This is a genomic window from Pseudoalteromonas sp. SR44-2 (assembly GCF_014163745.1).
GTDB classification, from domain to species: domain Bacteria; phylum Pseudomonadota; class Gammaproteobacteria; order Enterobacterales; family Alteromonadaceae; genus Pseudoalteromonas; species Pseudoalteromonas distincta.
This window is the reverse complement of record NZ_JACJDW010000008.1, coordinates 107,421-123,415: the sequence shown is the minus strand read 5'-3', so window position 1 is coordinate 123,415 and position 15,995 is coordinate 107,421. Positions and strand designations below refer to the sequence as shown.

General features: G+C 41.0%; 13 protein-coding genes. 2 read left to right on the top strand and 11 right to left on the bottom strand.

The window, feature by feature from the left end; all coding sequences use genetic code 11:
- Positions 1-26: 26 nt before the first annotated feature.
- The 5 genes from H5115_RS07215 to H5115_RS07195 form a co-directional block, all read right to left on the bottom strand.
- Positions 27-311 (bottom strand): addiction module antidote protein, encoded by a 285-nt coding sequence (locus H5115_RS07215; protein WP_007579952.1) that lies wholly within the window; start codon positions 309-311, stop codon positions 27-29.
- Positions 312-646: 335 nt separating this feature from the next.
- Complete coding sequence (gene gcvP / locus H5115_RS07210; protein ID WP_182754489.1) at positions 647-3,538, bottom strand: aminomethyl-transferring glycine dehydrogenase; 2,892 nt, start codon at positions 3,536-3,538, stop codon at positions 647-649.
- A gap of 161 nt (positions 3,539-3,699) precedes the next feature.
- Positions 3,700-4,089 carry a glycine cleavage system protein GcvH gene (gene gcvH / locus H5115_RS07205; RefSeq protein ID WP_002958029.1) on the bottom strand — a complete coding sequence of 130 codons (390 nt, stop codon included), beginning with the start codon at positions 4,087-4,089 and terminating at the stop codon, positions 3,700-3,702.
- Positions 4,090-4,162: 73 nt separating this feature from the next.
- Positions 4,163-5,245 carry a glycine cleavage system aminomethyltransferase GcvT gene (gcvT, locus tag H5115_RS07200; protein ID WP_182681722.1) on the bottom strand — a complete coding sequence of 361 codons (1,083 nt, stop codon included), beginning with the start codon at positions 5,243-5,245 and terminating at the stop codon, positions 4,163-4,165.
- 98 nt (positions 5,246-5,343) lie between these two features.
- Positions 5,344-5,943, bottom strand: a complete 600-nt coding sequence (locus H5115_RS07195; RefSeq protein ID WP_058154172.1) for a hypothetical protein — start codon at positions 5,941-5,943, stop codon at positions 5,344-5,346.
- 126 nt (positions 5,944-6,069) lie between these two features.
- Here H5115_RS07195 and H5115_RS07190 point away from each other — a divergent pair, with 126 nt between their 5' ends.
- Positions 6,070-6,915, top strand: a complete 846-nt coding sequence (locus H5115_RS07190; RefSeq protein ID WP_058154171.1) for a LysR family transcriptional regulator — start codon at positions 6,070-6,072, stop codon at positions 6,913-6,915.
- A 212-nt stretch (positions 6,916-7,127) separates the two neighbouring features.
- Complete coding sequence (locus tag H5115_RS07185) at positions 7,128-9,284, top strand: TonB-dependent receptor domain-containing protein (protein WP_182754486.1); 2,157 nt, start codon at positions 7,128-7,130, stop codon at positions 9,282-9,284.
- 420 nt (positions 9,285-9,704) lie between these two features.
- Here H5115_RS07185 and rlmB read toward each other — a convergent pair whose 3' ends face one another.
- From rlmB to H5115_RS07155, 6 genes are all read right to left on the bottom strand, one after another.
- Complete coding sequence (gene rlmB, locus H5115_RS07180) at positions 9,705-10,448, bottom strand: 23S rRNA (guanosine(2251)-2'-O)-methyltransferase RlmB (RefSeq protein WP_002958023.1); 744 nt, start codon at positions 10,446-10,448, stop codon at positions 9,705-9,707.
- Entirely contained in the window at positions 10,445-12,940 is a 2,496-nt protein-coding gene (gene rnr / locus H5115_RS07175) for a ribonuclease R (RefSeq protein ID WP_182754484.1), read from the bottom strand. The genes rlmB and rnr overlap by 4 nt, the downstream gene beginning before the upstream one ends.
- 199 nt (positions 12,941-13,139) lie before the next feature.
- The gene (locus tag H5115_RS07170) at positions 13,140-13,874 is read right to left on the bottom strand and encodes an enoyl-CoA hydratase/isomerase family protein (protein ID WP_182754482.1); all 735 of its coding nucleotides are present in this window, start codon (positions 13,872-13,874) and stop codon (positions 13,140-13,142) included.
- A 100-nt stretch (positions 13,875-13,974) separates the two neighbouring features.
- Positions 13,975-14,589 (bottom strand): DNA-binding response regulator, encoded by a 615-nt coding sequence (locus H5115_RS07165; protein ID WP_058154167.1) that lies wholly within the window; start codon positions 14,587-14,589, stop codon positions 13,975-13,977.
- Positions 14,589-15,689, bottom strand: a complete 1,101-nt coding sequence (locus tag H5115_RS07160; protein ID WP_182754481.1) for a sensor histidine kinase — start codon at positions 15,687-15,689, stop codon at positions 14,589-14,591. The genes H5115_RS07165 and H5115_RS07160 overlap by 1 nt, the downstream gene beginning before the upstream one ends.
- Complete coding sequence (locus H5115_RS07155) at positions 15,686-15,856, bottom strand: hypothetical protein (RefSeq protein WP_182754479.1); 171 nt, start codon at positions 15,854-15,856, stop codon at positions 15,686-15,688. Before H5115_RS07155 ends, H5115_RS07160 begins: the two co-directional genes overlap by 4 nt.
- Between the last annotated feature and the right edge of the window lie 139 nt (positions 15,857-15,995).

Below are 15,995 nucleotides of genomic sequence, written 5' to 3'. Positions count from 1 at the left end.
TTTGATTTCGTTGCACTCTACCTAGCCTATGCAACTTGTGTTGTAAGGCGAAAGTTCAGTGCTTTCATCACTTTAAAAATAGTTTCCCAACGTGGCTTGGTTTTACCGTTAACTGCTTTATATAAGCTTTCACGGTTTAATCCCGTTGCTTTAGCAATATCACTCACGCCATGCTTTTTAACTAATAAGCCAAGTGCTTCAATAAAGGTATTTGGATCATCATCAGCTAAACACTCTTCTAAAAATGTATTAATTTCTTGCTGTGTTTCCATATAATCAAACGGATTAAAATCTGATGTTTGTAGCGCCATAATAATTACTCCAATTTATTCAACTTGCCAAATAAATGTAGCCTAAAGGCTACGAGTGCACAATGTTATTTATAACTTTAAGGCTATCGCCCGCGCGTCAGCAAGCTAAACGCCTACATTAAATAACACATACTCTTGGCTTTTGAGGGAGTAAGTATATTTGTGATTCGTTGGGCTTCGTTGCACTCTTCCCAACCTACGTTCATATGATTAATGGCGAATCACCACACACAAAAAAGCCGTTACATTACTGCAACGGCTTTTTTAATTTTGATAAATTCCCAAACAATAATGGAACTTACTACCCATTAAAGTTCAAAGATTAATCGCAACTCTTAGTCACGGTAAGTCTCTACTGCTGGGCATGAACATACTAAGTTACGGTCGCCGTACACGTCATCAATACGTGTAACGGTTGGCCAGAACTTGTTTTTAGCTACTGCAGGCACTGGGAATGCAGCGTAAAAACGGTCGTACGCGCGGTCCCATTCGTTACCTAACACATCGCCTTGTGTGTGCGGTGCAAACACTAGCGGGTTGTTTTCGATTGACCATTCGCCAGAGATTACTTTTTCAATTTCGCCTTTAATCGACACCATTGCTTCGATAAAGCGGTCAATCTCACCTTTTGATTCAGACTCAGTTGGCTCAATCATTAATGTACCAGCTACTGGGAACGACATAGTTGGTGAATGGAAGCCGTAATCTTGCAAGCGCTTAGCTACGTCCATTTCAGTAATGCCTGATTGCTCTTTAAGCGGGCGTAAGTCAACAATACATTCGTGAGCAACACGGTTGTTACGACCACGGTATAAAATTGGGAAGTGCTTGCTTAGCTCATGCGTTAAGTAGTTAGCATTAACGATTGCCATTTCAGTGGCTTGTTTTAAGCCCTCTGAACCCATCATGGTGATGTAAGCCCATGAAATAGGTAAAATAGCGGCTGAGCCGTAAGGCGCTGCCGATACCGCACCGTTACCAATGTTAGTACCTGGTACGTTAATTACGCTGTGGTTTGGCATAAACGGCGCAAGGTGCGATTTAACACCAATTGGGCCAACACCTGGACCACCGCCACCGTGTGGAATACAAAACGTTTTATGCAAGTTTAAATGCGATACGTCTGAGCCAATAAAGCCTGGGCTTGTTACGCCCACTTGTGCGTTCATGTTTGCGCCGTCCATGTAAACTTGGCCGCCGTGCTCATGAATAATGTCACAAATTTCGCGAATTGTTTCTTCGTATACACCGTGAGTAGACGGGTATGTGATCATAATGCACGATAAGTTTTCAGACACTTCCTCAGCTTTCGCTTTAAGGTCTGCCATGTCTACGTTACCGTTTTTGTCGCAGTTAACTACCACAATTTTCATGCTCGCCATTTGCGCTGATGCAGGGTTAGTACCGTGCGCAGAGCTTGGGATTAAACATACATTACGGTGTGCATCCCCTCGTGATTCGTGGTATTTACGAATCGCGATTAAGCCTGCATATTCACCTTGCGCGCCAGAGTTTGGCTGTAGTGATACTGCATCGTAACCGGTAATGTTTACTAGCCAGTCGTGTAGCTCGCCAATCATTATTTGGTAACCTTCTGCTTGATCTAGCGGGCAGAATGGGTGAAGGTTTGCAAACTCAGGCCACGTAATTGGGATCATCTCGGCGGTCGCGTTTAGTTTCATGGTACATGAGCCTAACGAGATCATTGAGTGATTAAGCGATAAGTCTTTGCTTTCTAGTCGCTTAATGTAGCGAAGCATGTCTGTTTCGCTGTGGTAGCTGTTAAAGTTTGGATGCGTTAGTACTTCGTCGTCACGTACTAAACTTGCAGGAATTGACTCGCTGCCGTTTGCTTCAACGTCGGCGGCAATAGCGTCAACACTTAGGCCATGACCTTCGCCTAAAATAATATCGAATAACTGTGCAATATCGGCACGTGTTGTTGTCTCTGATACCGAAATTGAGTACTCGCCTTCGTGGTTTGTTGCAAAGTTTACGCCTTTTGCAATTGCACGTGCTATTACGTCGTCTTTGCTATCGCTTACTACTGTTAGCGTATCAAACCAAGTGCTGTGCTTAAGTGCGATGCCTTTAGCTTTAAGGCCACTTGCTAAAATATCAGCAAAGCGATGTATACGCTGCGCGATAGTTTTTAAGCCTTGTGGACCGTGGTACACCGCGTAAAACGCTGCCATGTTGGCAAGTAATACTTGCGCTGTACAAATGTTTGAGTTGGCTTTGTCGCGACGAATGTGTTGTTCGCGCGTTTGCATTGCCATACGTAGTGCGTCGTTACCTAAACGGTCTTTAGATACACCAATAATACGACCTGGTAATGAACGTTTGTATGCGTCACGTGTTGCAAAAAATGCAGCATGTGGGCCGCCGTAACCCATAGGTACGCCAAAACGCTGAGCCGAACCAAGTACTACGTCTGCACCTAGCTTACCCGGTGCTTTTAATAGTAATAAACTCATTATGTCGGCAGCAACACAGGCAATGGCCTTTTTGCTTTGTACGCCAGCAATTAGGTCAGTTATGTCGACCACTTCGCCTGATGTAGTTGGGTATTGGAACAATGCGCCAAAAATATCAAAGTTAACGGCATCTTCTGCTTTACCTACAATTATTTCAAAACCAAACTGCTCGGCACGCGTTGTTACTACGTCGATTGTTTGTGTGTGTACGTCGTCTGCAATAAAAAAGGCATTGGCTTTTTTTGCTTTTGATACGCGTTTTGCAAGGCCCATAGCCTCTGCAGCCGCTGTTGATTCGTCAAGTAGTGATGCACTTGCTAAATCAAGACCTGTTAAATCTAGGGTCATAGTTTGGAAGTTTAATAATGATTCTAAACGCCCTTGAGCAATCTCTGGCTGATACGGTGTGTACGCTGTATACCAACCTGGATTTTCTAGTACGTTACGTAAAATTACGTGCGGTACGTTAGTTGGGTGGTAGCCTTGGCCAATGTACGATTTGAAAACTTTATTTTTGCTTGCTACTGATTTTAAGTAGCTTAGTGTTTCAACTTCAGTACGGCTTTGCCCAACTGTTAGCGGTTGTTCTAGACGAATGCTAGCCGGTACAGTTTGGTCAATGAGCTCTTGCACACTCGATACTTCTAAAGCACTTAGCATATCGCTTACTTGTGCTGGGCTTGGCCCAATATGGCGGCGAATAAAATCTTGCTTTTGCTCTAGTTCTTCAAGAGATTTGGCGTTTGACATGAATCCAGATTCCTATGATCCTAAATGCTAATGGGTAACTAGCATTAATTAAAATATTTGACGATTTAACAGTTCACTCAGTATGGGGTTGTGAGCTGTAAAATCATAAAAGCCCCATTTTTATACATTAAACGGGGCTTTTAGTTATCTACAAAGAATAATTATTCTTCGTCGATAGTGTGCGAGTAACCTTCAGCGTCTAATAAGTTGTCTAGCTCAGACTCGTCAGATGCTTTAATACGGAATAACCAACCGTCGCCGTAAGCGTCGTTGTTTACTGTTTCTGGTGAGTCTTCAAGTTCTTCGTTAATAGCAACAATTTCGCCACTGATAGGTGCGTAAATGTCTGATGCTGCTTTAACTGACTCTGCTACTGCACAGTCTTCGCCAGCGTCTACTTCGTCGCCAACTTCTGGTAATTCAACAAATACCATGTCGCCAAGAAGTTCTTGTGCATGCTCAGAAATACCAACAGTAAATGTACCGTCGCCTTCGTTACGAACCCACTCGTGTGAAGGTGCGTATTTTAACTCGCTAGGAATGTTGCTCATTTTATTTGTCCTTTGGTTTATATTGGGAGGATATCAATCACTGTAATTACACTGATTGATATAACCAAATTATTTAAATTATTGATTTACCGTTACGTACAAAGCTAGGCTTTACTACTTTAACGTTTACTAATTTTTTACGCATTTCTACTTGAGCTGTATCGCCTGTTGAACGTGGTACACGTGCAAGGGCTACACTAAAACCAAGTGTTGGTGAGAAAGTACCTGAGGTAATAACCCCTTCACCACCATCAACAATTACTTTAGAACCGCTACGCAAAACGCCTTTTTCTTCAAACACTAAGCCAACTAGTTTGTCAGTGCTTTTTTCTGCGCGTTGCTTAACAAGTACGTCACGGCCAATAAAGTCACGATCTTCTGGTTCCCATGCAATGGTCCATGCCATGTTAGCTGCAAGTGGTGATACGCTTTCGTCCATATCTAGGCCGTAAAGGTTCATACCTGCTTCTAAACGTAGCGTGTCGCGTGCACCTAAACCAGCAGGCTTAACACCTGCGTCTAGCAGTTGTTGCCATAAATCGGCTGCTTGGTCGTTCGGTACTACTATTTCGTAACCGTCTTCGCCAGTATAACCCGTTGTGGCAATAAATAAATCACCTACTTGAACACCAAAAAATGGCTTCATACCTTCAACAGCGGCTTGTTGCTCAGCATTTAAAAGAGTGGCTGTTTTTGCTTTAGCGTTAGGGCCTTGTACTGCAACCATTGCAAACTCTGGGCGCTCTGTAACAGTTACGTCAAAGTCGCTCGATACGTTAGCTAAATGCGCTAGGTCTTTTTCGCGCGTTGCTGAGTTAACAACTAGGCGGTAAAACGTTTCACTAAAGAAATAAATAATTAAGTCGTCTATTACACCGCCTTGCTCGTTAAGCATGCCTGTGTAAAGCGCTTTGCCTGGTACGGTTAATTTTGCAACGTCGTTAGCTACTAGCTTACGTAAAAATGCTTTTGCTTGAGGCCCTTCAATATCAACAATAGTCATGTGTGATACGTCAAACATACCAGCGTCGGTACGCACGCTATTGTGCTCTTCTATTTGTGAGCCGTAGTTGATTGGCATTTCCCAGCCATGAAAATCAACCATTTTTGCGCCCGCTTCTAGGTGCTTAGCATGTAGTACAGTTTTAGAAGTCATAACATTCCTTCACGTTTAAATTAACCCTGTTTAGGGCGTGGCTTAAATAGATATAAAAACAGGCAAGCATTGTTATGCTTACCTGTTGTTTGTATTCGTTATGCGGCTTCACTATGCATAAGTGCAAAACCTTGCGCTTGCATGTAGCTTTGCCATTTTTGTAATTTTTGTTGTTTAGCTACTAATACAAAGTGTTGTTCGTCGTTTTTATCAATGGCGGTAATAAATACATCACCGCTTTGTGCACCGTAGCAAAGTTGCGCGTCAGAAAGGCGCAAACCTGGTGTTAATTTAAAAGCATTAACTAGGGTATCAAATGCGTTGTCGCCACTTAAAATAAAGCTTGCCAGATCGGTGCGTACTACATAATCAATATCAAAACGTAATTGCTGCTCGTTTATAAGCGCTTGTAGTTGAAGGCTTGCGTTGTGTGGTAGTACGAATCTAAAGGCGGTTTCGCTAAAGTAATAAACAGCAAAACTGTAGTCAGAATTATAGTCGCCATCAAGCGTGCCTTTTAAGCCTAAACCGCTGGCGGTAAGCTTAGTTAAATCAAGGCCTAAAATAGTGCTTAAAAATACACTGGTTTCGGTGCCGCTAAAATCCATTACAACGTGATTGTTGTTAGTTTGCAAAGCGTTAGTAACCGCACTACTTGCGTTGCTGTGGCGGGCAAACATTATTGGGTTAAAAGTCATAACAAACACCTATGTATTTTCGATTATAAAAGTATATTGCCCACGCCTATCAACAACAAATTGTAATTATTTATCAATTGATAAATAATACTTATATATATAGCCATATAAATTGTAATTTTAAATATGAAAAACATATCAACAGACGGTTTACGTACTTTTGTGATGGTAGTTGAGGTAGGTGGTTTTGCTAAAGCAGGCGATTTACTTGGCCTGTCGCAACCTGCTGTAAGTTTGCAAATAAAGCGCTTAGAAGACGTGCTTGGCTATAAACTATTTAAAAAACAAGGGCAGCGCCAAGTATTAAACCAGTACGGCGAGCTATTATTGCCTATGGCAAAACAAATGATGCAACACAACGATGCTATTTTGCAGCAGTTCACCTCAGAAAACATTGCAGGTAAAGTGCGCTTGGGTATTCCGAGCGAATTTGCAGCGCGTATTTTACCTTCTATTATTGGCGACTTTGTGGCGCTCTACCCTGAGGTGTCGTTAGAGGTTAAGTCGCGTTTAAGTAAGCATTTGCTTTCGGCTTCTCGCCAAGATCAGTTCGATTTAGTACTTGCGCTAAATGAGCGACTCAACTCAGATAAGTTCCCTATTTTTATGCAAGACGAACTAGTGTGGGTGGGCGACCTGTCACTTGCGCATAATGAGGTGGTTACCCTAGTTACCGCACCAGAGGGGTGTATTTATCGTCGCCGTGCTACTGATGCATTAAAAAGTGCAGGCATTAAATACCGAATAGTTTATAGCAACGCCGATTTAACCGGCCTTATTGCTGCATTAAAAGAAGGCTTAGGTATTACGGTACTTGCCAAAAGTACAGTACCGAGTGAGCTTAACTATCAGGTTCAAACCAAGCATTTACCAGCTCTTGGTAATATTGGTATTAGCTTGGTTAAAAGTTCGGGTGAGTCGGAAAATGCGGTAGATAAACTCGCTGAATTTATAGCTCTACGCTTGGGCTAGCGCTTACGTAGCACATATAATTCGTTCAGCCTTTATAGTTAGTAAAGCAATTACAAAATAATACAAAAGAAACAATTTAGTTAATTAAGTTGCATAAGCAGGTGTTTTTAGTTCTATTAAACTGAATAATTAAATAGTTAATAACATTGATTCGTATTCGTTAACGTGTTCAAATTGCGCCAATTAAGATAATTGACATGATTAGGAACACAATGAACCCTAAGTTTTTAGTATCTACTTTGGCAACTGCGGTTGCTTTGTCTTTTAGTGCTACTGCAATAGCAAAAGACACCAGCAATAAAGAACAACGCTTTGAACAAATTACTGTTATTGGCTCTCAGCAGGCAATTAACGATATCCCTGGTTCGGCTACGTTTATTTCTGAAGAAGAGCTTCAAAAATTCCAGTTTACCGATATTTCTCGCGTTTTAGCGTCTGTTCCGGGCGTTTACGTGCAAGAAGAAGACGGTTATGGCCTTCGTCCTAATATTGGTATGCGCGGTACAGGTACTGGCCGTAACGATAAAATATCAGTAATGGAAGACGGTGTATTAGTTGCACCAGCACCATATTCAGCACCTTCTGCATACTACTTCCCTACTATGGGTCGTATGGAATCTATTGAGGTATTAAAAGGCGCAGCCTCAGTTAAGTACGGCCCGCGTACTACGGGTGGTGTTTTAAACTTACTTTCGCGCAGCTTACCAACTGAGCCAAATAGCTCAAAAGGTATGGTAGATGCAGCCCTTGGTAGCGACGGTTACTACAAAGGCCACGCTTACTTTGGTAAAGAAAAAAATAACACAGCAGGTTTAATTGAAGTATTTACTTACGGCGCAGACGGCTTTAAAGAGCTGCCAGTAGGCAATGACAACACCGGCTTTGAAAAAACAGATTTACTATTAAAGTTTGGCCATACGTTTGGTCAAAACGATGCGCATAATCTTGAGCTAAAAATTAAGTACTCTGACGAAACATCAGACGAAACATACATGGGCTTAACTGACGAAGACTATAAACAAAGTCCTTACCGTCGTTATGCTGCATCGCAAAACGATGAAATGAATACGCGCCACAACGCATACCAACTTAACTATGCATACCGTTTTGGTGATGGCTATGAGTTTTTAGCTACGGCTTACTTAAACGATTTTCATCGTAACTGGTATAAAGCCAGCAAAGTAAGCGAAAGCTACCTTGAGCAATACAGTGAATTTGAAGCAAACCCAACAAGCGAAGGTATTGAAGGTATTGGTATTAAAGCTAATAACCGCGATTACCAAGCCAAAGGTATTCAGTCTGAATTACATATTCCGGCAGGCGATCACTATGTGACTGTTGGCGTACGTTACCACGAAGACGAAATGGATCGTTTTCAATGGGAAGACAAATACACACTTAATCAAGACCTAAGCTTAACGCTTACAGAGCAAGGCGTTCCGGGCTCTGATAGCAACCGCGTAGATAGCGCAGAAGCAAGCACCTTGTTTATTCAAGATGAGTGGACAATTGATGCATTAGTAGTAAGTGCAGGCCTTCGTTATGAAGACATTACTATTACGCGTGAAGAGTGGTCTAAATCAGATCCAACACGCAGCAACGGTTTAACTAAAGATGTGTCGAACGACGCTGAAATTTTAGTCCCGTCACTAGGTGCTACTTACACGCTTAACGAAAACGTAACGCTACTTGCGGGCATTCAAAAAGGTTATGCACCAGCAGCACCTGGTAATGCAGACCAAGAAGAAGAAGAAAGTGTAAACATTGAGTTTGGCTCTCGCTTTAATATGGATGGCTTTAGCGGTGAAGTAATTGCCTTTTACTCAGACTACGACAACATGCACGGTAACTGTACTGCAGCGGTTGGTTGTAGCGACGACAACATTGGCGACCAATACAACTACGGTGAAGTAGAAGTAGCGGGTTTTGAATTTAGTGCAGCACGTACTTTTGCAACTGATACAGCGATGTTCCCAGTTAAATTAACGTACACCTACACAGACTCTGAGTTTAAAAACGATTTTGATTCAGAAATTTGGGGCGCGGTAGAAAAAGGCGATGCAATGCCTTACGTACCAGAAAACCAAGTAGCGTTATCGTTAGGTGCTGAGTTTTCTGCGTTTGTAGTTAACAGCCAAATACGTTACGTATCTGATGCGCATGCTAACTTAACTGAGGCGGGCTTAAACGCAATTGATAGCCGCGTAGTATGGGATTTAGCTGCTAAATACTTAATCGATGAGAATCAAAAAGTATACCTAAGCGTTGATAACTTGTTTGATAAAACATACGTTGCTAACCGCTCAAACGGTGGCATTCAACCAGGTAAGCCGCGTACTGTACAGATGGGCTACACTTACTCATTCTAAATTGAAAGCTGGTTAAACGGTTCACTAACAGCGTTAATAATTTTTTATGTAAGAACACTACACGTCTAAATTATTGCCTTGTTATTAAACCGTTTACCTGCGCTTTATATAGGAGAAATGGTTCACTAACAGCGTTAATAATTTTTTATGTAAGAACACTACACATCTAAATTATTGCCTTGTTATTAAACCGTTTACCTGCGCTTTGTATAGGAGAAATCGTTCACTAGCTGCGTTAAAAATAACTCATATAAGAACAACTATATTGCGTTATTTTTGCCTTGCTATAGAGTTATTTTCCTATCGCTATAATAGAGTATCAATTGGTGCAAAGTTAAAAGCGTAAATTACAGACACAAAAAAGCCGAGATTGAATTTCAATCTCGGCTTTTTAATACATAAAACTTATCGTTTTATATATTAGTTATTTGCGTTACGTTGGCGTAATACTTCAAACAAACAAATACCCGTGGCTACCGATACGTTTAAGCTTGAAACAGTACCCGCCATTGGGATTTTAACAAGCATATCGCAATGCTCACGCGTTAAGCGTCGCATGCCCTCGCCCTCTGCGCCCATAACAATAGCCATTGGCCCCGTTAAGCTTGCATCAAATACGTGGTTATCAGTTTCGCCAGCGGTACCTACAACCCATACGCCTGCATCTTTAATTTCGCGAAGCGTACGCGCAAGGTTAGTCACTTGAATAAGCGGTACTGTTTCGGCTGCGCCACAGGCCACTTTACGTGCGGTACCGTTAAGCTTAGCCGACTTATCTTTAGGTACAATTACAGCGTGAACACCTGCCGCGTCTGCACTACGTAGGCATGCGCCTAAGTTATGCGGATCGGTAATACCATCAAGCACAAGTAAAAACGGTGTGTCTTCACGAGCGATTATCGCATCAAGATCTTTTTCGTTAAACGTTGGCGCTGCTTTTACGTTGGCAATAATACCTTGATGCTGCTCACCTTTTGATTTGCTATCAAGGGCTTTACGCTGCATAAACTGTACTGAAATACCAAATTTACGTGCTTCATCAATAATCGGAGTTGAGCGTTTGTCGTCACGACCTTTAAGGGCGTAAATTTCTACAAAGCGCTCTGGTTCGCTTTCTAAAATTGCTTCAACAGAATGAAAGCCAAAAATTAATTCATTACTCACGTATTGTCTGCTCCTGGGCTAGTACGTTTGCGGGCATTTTTGCCTGCTCTTTTAGGCTTTTTAACGGCCTTCTTCTTTGGTTTTTTCTTTACGGCAGAGTCTGCTGCTTTTTTATCTACGGGTTTAGTTGCAGACTTATTTGCAGGCTTGCCTTTATTTTTATTTGCTGGCTTTTTTTTACCTTTTGGTTTGTCATCGCTGTGCGACTTTTTACCTGGTACTTTGCCTGCTTTTAATTGCGAACGCACACTTGCTGGCGCATGCTCAGACTTACCTGAGCCTTTTTTTGGTGCACGACGACGTGAGTATCTGTCTTGTGCAACATCGCCTTTAAGCGTTAAGTTTATACGGCGATCGTCTAAACTAACCGACGCAACTTTTACTGTTACTTTATCGCCAAGGCGATAAACTTTGTGAGAGTGCTCACCTATTAGGGTGTGTTTTGCAGCATCATGCGCAAAAAACTCGTCGCCTAAATTAGTAACGTGAATAAGCCCATCAATTTGTAAATCATCTAAACGAATAAACAAACCAAAATTGGTAACCGATGAAATAACACCATCAAACTCTTCACCTACATGGTCTTGCATAAACTCACATTTAAGCCAATCAGCTACTTCGCGAGTTGCATCGTCAGCGCGACGCTCTGTTGTAGAACACTGCTCACCTAGTTGATCAACTTCGTCGTCGGTGTAAGCATATTCGCCAGACGTTTGCTGACCTTGTGCTTTTATTACTGCTTTAATAGCACGATGCACTACTAAATCTGGGTAACGACGTATTGGCGATGTAAAATGCGCGTAAGCCGATAACGCTAAACCAAAGTGACCAATGTTATCTGGCTGATATACAGCTTGTTTCATTGAACGCAGTAACATAGTTTGAATAAGTTCAGCTTCTGGGCGCTCACCCAATCGCGCTAATACTTGCGTTATTTCTTTTGGTGTTGGCTCGTCGCTTAATGTACTTTCAATACCTAACTCGCCTAAAAACTTAGTAAAGTTACCTAGTTTTTCTTGGTCTGGTTCGTCATGCACGCGATAAAGCGCGCTTGCTTCGTGCTTTTCAAGAATTTTAGCCGCTGATACGTTGGCTAAAATCATACATTCTTCAATGAGTTTGTGCGCGTCGTTACGAATAACAGGCACTATTGATTCTATTTTACGCTGAGCGTTAAATACAAAACGTGTTTCTAGGGTTTCAAACTCTATGGCACCACGGTCTTGGCGTGCAGCTTTAAGTGCCATGTACATTTGCTGTAAATCAGTTAAATGTGGCACAACGGCTGAGTATTCTTCGCGTAGTTTTTCGTCGTTTTGTAAAATGGCATTTACTTTGGTGTAAGTTAAACGTGCATGCGAGTTCATTATCGCTTCGTAAAACTTATAACCCGAAAGTTTACCCGCACTCGACACGGTCATTTCGGCAACCATACATAAGCGATCTACTTTTGGATTAAGCGAACATAATCCGTTAGAAAGCACTTTTGGTAGCATCGGAATTACTTGCTCAGGGAAATACACTGAGTTACCACGCAAAATTGCTTCTTTGTTAAGCGGCGTGTTCATTCCTACGTAATGCGATACATCAGCAATAGCAACCCATAAGCGCCAGCCACCTGATTTTTTAGGTTCACAATATACGGCGTCATCAAAGTCGCGTGCATCTTCGCCATCAATAGTTACAAGTGGTAAATCACGTAAATCTACGCGACCTTGTTTGTCGGCTTCTTCAACAAATTCCCCTAGGTGAGCAACTTGTGCTTCAACTTCTTCTGGCCATACATGTGGAATATCGTGATTGCGAAGTGCAACTTCAATTTCCATACCTGGGGCTAAATGCTCACCAAGTACATCTATAACTTTACCTACCGCGTTCATGTTACGGCTTGGGTTTTGCGTAATTTTAACCTGCACCATTTGGTTATGGCGGGCACCGTTTTCGTTGCCTGGTAAAATCATTATATCTTGCGTTATGCGCGGGTCTTCAGCGACTACAACAGCAACACCGTGCTCAACAAAGTAACGGCCAACAATTGGCGCGCGCTCGTTAGTAAGCACTTTTATAATACGTGCATCGCATTTTGAGCCAGAACCACGTTTAGTGCCTTTAGCTAGTACAATGTCGCCATGTAACACCATATTCATTTGGTGCTTAGCAATAAACCAATCTTTACTCTCGCCTTCAACTTCTAAAAAGCCGAAACCGTCTCTGTGGCCTATTACTTTGCCTTTGGTTAAACCGGCTTCGTCAATTAGGGCGTAGCATTTAAATTTATTAAAATACAGCTGTCCGTCACGCTCCATAGCGCGAAGGCGGCGTTTAAATGCTATTTGGCGTTCGTCATCATTTACTGCTAGTTCTTCACATAATTGCGCGTAGTTAGCAGGCTTTGAACGCTCTTGAAGGTGAGTAAGTATAAACTCACGACTAGGGACTGGGTTTTCGTACTTTTCTTGTTCTCGACTGAGATTTGGATCTTGGTTTGACATTCACTATCTTGTTAGTTGGTTATGTAGGTATTTTAACCCATATAGTTATAATGAGACAGGTAAAAGCTATTAAACTTTTAAGAAAGCACTTTTACCTTGCTGTTTACCTTGGTGTATAGTTTAAAAATTTAGCGCATTGGGGCTTAACGATCCCTTAACTGCAAAGTGTTTTCATCTGGTAGCAATACTAAGACTTATACTATTTTTTTTGTAGATTTTTCCACAACAGTTTACTTATATTATCAATAAAGCTTGGATCTTCTTCTTTCATAGTAAGTAAAATCTGCTTATTCATTTGTGTTTTATTTTGAGCGTAAATCCAACGATTTTTATTAAACTGCTGAGCAAACTCAAGTACACCTGCTTGCAGTTCGTCGTTATTTGCAAACACAGCTTCAACTACTTTGTTCTCTAGCAACTGCTGTGCACCTGCACGCTCTCCTGACATAGCTAGGCGATTAAAGAAGGTTTGCGAAATTGCCTTATTAATTATAGGAAACATCGACGGAACAAACGGCACCATTACATCCACTTCAGGAAAACAAAAAAAGCCTTTGTCTGATTTCATAAATCTAAAGTCGCACGCACACGCAAGTACAGAACCATTACCATAGGTATGCCCGTTTAACGCAGCAATAATAGGCATAGGAAAAGTAACTATACGTTTAAATAAGTTACTTATTTGAATCATAAAGTCTGAAATTGCTGCAGGTAAAATACTTGGATTAGACATCCATTGAAGGTCGATACCCAATGACCAGTTTTTATCACTTGAAGACGTTAAAATAACTGACTTAATGTTTTGATCTGCTTCAATGTGGTCTAGGTGTAAATTAAACTCAGCCAAAAACGCTGGGTTATGGCGGTTTTCAGCGGTATTCATGGTGAGTATAGCGATATTATTTTTAGTTGTTAGTTCTATTAAATTTGCCATTAAAACCTCTTTTAGCGCTTTTTAAGCTAATTTTAAGCGCTGTTCGTTACTTTTATGCATAACATAATAATACTTTGCTTATAATTTATAAACCCACTAATTAAAGCCACCCTTTTTGTTTAGCTATACGCGCAGCATCTATGCGGTTAGTGGCATTTAATTTTGCAATAGCGTCTGATAGGTAGTTACGCGTAGTCCCTTCGCTTATAAATAGCTGCTTGGCTATGTCGCTTGTTTTAAGGCCGTCGCTTGCAAGTTTAAGCGCTTTGCGTTCTTTATCAGTAAGCGGATCGGCGTCGTCTAATGCATTAATAGCAAGCTCTGGGTCTATCACTTTTTGCCCCTGCATTACTTTTTTAAGCGCATTTATTAACTCTTCACTGGGTGCTTCTTTTAAAATAAAACCTTTAACACCTGCCGTAAGCGCTCGCCTAATATAACCTGCACGAGAAAATGTGGTCATAATAACCATTTTTATAGCAGGGAACTTAGCGGCTATTTTTTCGCTAAGCTCTATACCATTCATGGTCGGCATTTCTATATCAGTTAAAATTATATCGGGGTGTAAATCACTATCAAGCGCCTCAATTGCATTGAGTGCATCTTGCCCGTTACTTGCTTGCCCAATAATCTCAATATTAAAATCAAGCCCTAACAATGCTGCTACTGCGTCGCGCACAAGCGCCTGATCTTCCACTAAATACACTCTGATCATTATAAATCCTTAGCTGTAATTGGCAGCACTACTTTTAAAGTAAAATTATCGCCACAGGTAAATGCTGCACTGCCATTTAGTTGCTCTGCTCGCTCTTTAATACCATTTAGACCATTGCCCGAATTCAATGTACTGCACGGACCATGGTCAATTACGGTTATAAGTAACTGCTGCGCTGTTTGTTCTATATTTATTTCGCAATTTTTTGTATTGCTATGGCGTAATAAGTTAGTTACTGCCTCTTTAATTATAAGGCCTGCTATACCCTCTACTTTAGCGGGCAGAGCATTTAAAACCACATTAAATGAAACGTTAAACCCTTGCTCTATTAACCTTTGCTTTAACTGTGCTACTTGGCTGACAAGATTAAGCTGTTTTAAATCACTTACGGCGCTTCTTACATCGCTAAGTAACTGCCTTGCCAAATCGGCCACTTGTGCAATTTCGCTATTTGCTTGAGCGTAGCGCTCTCCTTGGTTTAACTTATTAGCAAGCTCAGCCTTTAGAGCAATAGATGAAAGTGAATGGCCTAAAATATCATGCAAGTCGCGAGCTATTCGTTCTCGCTCTGCAATAGCTGCTAGTTGCTCTAGTTGGTTAGCGCTTTCTTGTTCGCGCTTTTTGTATAAGCTTTCTCTTTTTGCTGCAATACCGTAACTAAATAATGTGGCGCAAAGAATCAAAGCAACGCCTAAAAAGTATTGAACCTTACCTATATCTCCAATATATGTGCTTAATAAAACCGTGAATATAATTGCGATCGCAGCATAAATTCTTTGACGGTAGCTGTAAGAGTAGCCTGCTATATAGGCTACGAAACCAAATAAAGTAGGAGTACCTGTGGTGTAAAAAGTAGCGCAAAAACAAATTAAGAGCATGGCTACAAATAACTTAGTCACCCCTGCGCTTTTACAGTTTATTGCTTTTATATACAAAAGAATAAAAGCAATATAGAAGGCTAAAGACATAACAATTTGGTTAACTGTAAAGCTCGCAAAATTAATTATTAGCGGGAGTAAATAAAAGCCGGTAAAAATTAAATGTCCATATTTCCAAAAACCTTTATCGCTTTGTTGAGAAAAGCTGCTTAACGAGCTCATACTAATACCTCAGGTATATTATTTTTACTTATAGCACTATTTTTATTAATAAATATAAATAACATAAAAATGCATACCAGCATAAAGCAATCTGCGTACGTAATCGTAAAACTTAACGCCTCTAGCACTTCATTAATAGTTAAGCTGGTTAAAATTAAAGAATTCATAATTACCTCCTGTTGAGTAAGGTAACTATGCCCGCGTACAAAAATAATAAGAGTGTGAAGTGTCATCAACTTTAATGACTTTTGTCATGCGGTAAAAAATTCATCTTAAGAATTTTTAAGCAATGTTAATATATTCAAA